Here is a 2,737-nt window from a genome sequence, read left to right as displayed (position 1 = left end):
GTTGTCTTTTTCGAACGCATCACGTCAGTTGACACGCCACCAGGCGGAGATTCTGAGAAAGCGCTGCTGGATATCCTGGCCGACGAGAAAGACAACGGTCCGGAAGATACCACCCAGGACGATGACATGAAGCAGAGCATCGTCAAATGGCTGTTCGAACTGAACGCCAAACAGCGTGAAGTGCTGGCGCGTCGTTTCGGCCTGTTAGGCTACGAAGCGGCAACGTTAGAAGATGTGGGTCGCGAAATTGGCCTCACCCGTGAACGTGTTCGTCAGATTCAGGTTGAAGGTCTTCGTCGTCTGCGGGAAATCCTGCAGGCTCAGGGACTGAATATTGAAGCCTTGTTTCGCGAATAATACGGGCGCTCGAAAGCGAAAAGCGGTGGTGAAAACCACCGCTTTTTTATTGCCTGCTCGTCAGGCAACTTCCTTTGCCTTCTCTTTGGCGTCCGATTTCACATCCTGCATGGTGTAAGTGTTCATCACCGCGCCTTTGTAGGCGCTCATCAGCAACTGCATTGGACTGACTTTGCCGGTCAGTACACCCTGAACCATGCCTTTCAGTGCATCAAACGCGGTTTTGGCACCGCCCACAATGCCGCCCTTAATGACATCCCACGGATTGGTGCTCTCTGCACGGCCCATCCCTGTCAGCACGTTGCTGAGTCCCGGGATAAAGGACAGCGCTTTGCCCACCTTCAGACAGATGCCCTGAAAGCCGCTTTTATTGGTCCCGTTCAGGTTAACCATTTCATCGTTTGTGGTGGTCAGCCTGCCGTTCTTCGGGAAGGCTTTATCCAATCCTTGTTCCGCCACGTCTTTGACAATTGCCGCTTCCGTACCGTGACGGGCATCACCGCCTTTAGTCAGGCCTTCGATTTTGCCATTGGTGGAAATTTTGCCGCGGTCTCCGCCTTCACGGTTATCCAGCGCCTTAACGTTGTTTAAAAAGTAAGACATGTTTTTGGCGGCCAGCGCCCGACTTTTCTCATCCGGGTTATTGGCCGTCCAGTCGCCAAACTGTTTTTTCAGTTCGGCCTGCTTGATATCTTTCTGATTACCGAGGTTTTTCAACACCGGGTTCTCGTTAATAATTTGATCGGCACTGCGGTTGTCGCCATCCATGTTTTTAAACAGGGTGCCGCTGGAAGGCGGAACGCTGGTATCCTTTTCGCTGGTTGGCATTGTGTGTCCATCCGCGCTCGCATCGGCGGGGCCGGTTGCGCCGGTGGTTGTCGCGCCCAGCGAGGCGAGCAGCTCTTTAAGCTGTGACAAAGCACTGCCGAGTTGAGTCTCGGTAGCACTGTTGTTACCGGACGACTGTTGGTTTTGCTGGCTTTGCTTAAGCAGTTTGTTAATGCTGTCGAGCAGCATTTGCAGCTGTGACATGGTGTCCTGCGTGCCGTTGGCAGAAGAGGAACCATTTTGCGCCCCGGTGCCTGAAGATTGTTGCTTTGCCAGCTGCTCTTTGATCTTACTTAGTTCCTCTTTCCCCTGTTTCAGCAGCGAATCGATCAGCGTTTTATAATCTGAGCTGAGCGATAGAGTAGAGCTTTTCTGCGTAGTGGTGCCTTGCGCGCCGCCATACTGTAACGGGCCGCTTTTTTCGGGTGCGGCAGCATTATCGCCTTTTTGCGCTTTGCTAAAGCGCCCGGTCAACAGCCCCGTGTTCATCGCCTCGCCGTTTGCCCCACCGGGATTCACTCTTAAATTCATGACACTCTCCACTGGATTAGATGAATGATGCGGACAAAACGCGCAGGCCGCTAACGCTTTATCACTGTCATTACGTGGGAGAGAAGCCGGGATAGTTCCATGGCAAAAAAAAGGCCCGCATGATGCGGGCCTGACAGGCTAGATGAGTGACTTCAGACGATAGATCCACTCCAGCGCCTGGCGTGGTGACAGCGTATCGGGATCCAGCGCTTCCAGCGCTTCAACCGCCGGAGACGTTTCCTCAACCAGCAGCGGCAGCTGTGGGCCTTCGGCGCTGCCCGCGGCGGCACTGGCGGAGCTGGCTTCCAGTTCTTTGAGCTTCTGTCGTGCACGCTTAATCACTTCTTTTGGTACGCCTGCCAGCGCGGCTACCGCTAAACCGTAGCTTTTACTGGCCGCGCCATCCTGCACGCTGTGCATAAAGGCGATAGTGTCACCGTGTTCTACGGCGTCCAGATGCACATTGGCTACGCCTTCCATCTTCTCTTCCAGCGTGGTCAGCTCGAAATAGTGCGTGGCGAACAGCGTCATCGCTTTGATGCGGTTCGCCAGACTTTCCGCGCAGGCCCAGGCAAGCGAAAGCCCGTCATAAGTCGAGGTACCACGTCCAATTTCATCCATCAATACCAGACTGTATTCCGTGGCATTATGCAGAATATTGGCGGTTTCGGTCATCTCCACCATAAAGGTTGAGCGGCCAGAAGCGAGATCGTCCGCCGCACCAACGCGGGTAAAAATGCGATCGATCGGGCCAATCACGGCTTCCTCAGCGGGAACGTAGCTGCCGATAAAAGCCATCAGCGCAATCAGCGCGGCCTGGCGCATATAGGTGCTTTTACCGCCCATGTTTGGTCCGGTGATCACCAGCATGCGGCGCTGCGGCGACAGCGTCAGCGGGTTGGCGATAAAAGGCTCTTTCAGTACCTGCTCGACCACCGGATGACGCCCGCCGGTCAGTTTGATACCCGGTTTGTCGGTAAAGGTCGGGCAGTGGAAATTCAGCGTCCAGGCACGATCTGCC

At 54.8% G+C, this 2,737-nt stretch carries 3 protein-coding genes; 1 reads left to right on the top strand and 2 read right to left on the bottom strand.

The genetic code is table 11. The annotated features are described in order from the left end of the window. Positions 1–357: sigma factor-like helix-turn-helix DNA-binding protein (locus RTK32_RS20925; RefSeq protein ID WP_312047296.1), on the top strand; the 357-nt coding region annotated here is incomplete at its 5' end. 60 nt (positions 358–417) lie between these two features. Here RTK32_RS20925 and RTK32_RS20920 read toward each other — a convergent pair. Together RTK32_RS20920 and RTK32_RS20915 are read right to left on the bottom strand one after the other, a co-directional pair. Then, positions 418–1,716 carry a hypothetical protein gene (locus RTK32_RS20920; RefSeq protein ID WP_312047294.1) on the bottom strand — a complete coding sequence of 433 codons (1,299 nt, stop codon included), beginning with the start codon at positions 1,714–1,716 and terminating at the stop codon, positions 418–420. A gap of 138 nt (positions 1,717–1,854) precedes the next feature. Continuing rightward, on the bottom strand, positions 1,855–2,737 hold an 883-nt coding region (locus RTK32_RS20915), incomplete at its 5' end, for a MutS-related protein (protein ID WP_409451124.1).

Source organism: Erwinia sp. (assembly GCF_031978025.1).
Classification (GTDB): Bacteria; Pseudomonadota; Gammaproteobacteria; order Enterobacterales; family Enterobacteriaceae; genus Erwinia.
The sequence above is the reverse complement of the archived record's forward strand: the minus strand, read 5'-3'. Positions and strand labels throughout refer to the sequence as shown.

Excerpts from the sequence above, each read along its gene's own strand:
- RTK32_RS20920 (WP_312047294.1), bottom strand. The coding sequence starts at position 1,716 with ATGAATTTAAGAGTGAATCCCGGTGGGGCAAACGGCGAGGCGATGAAC.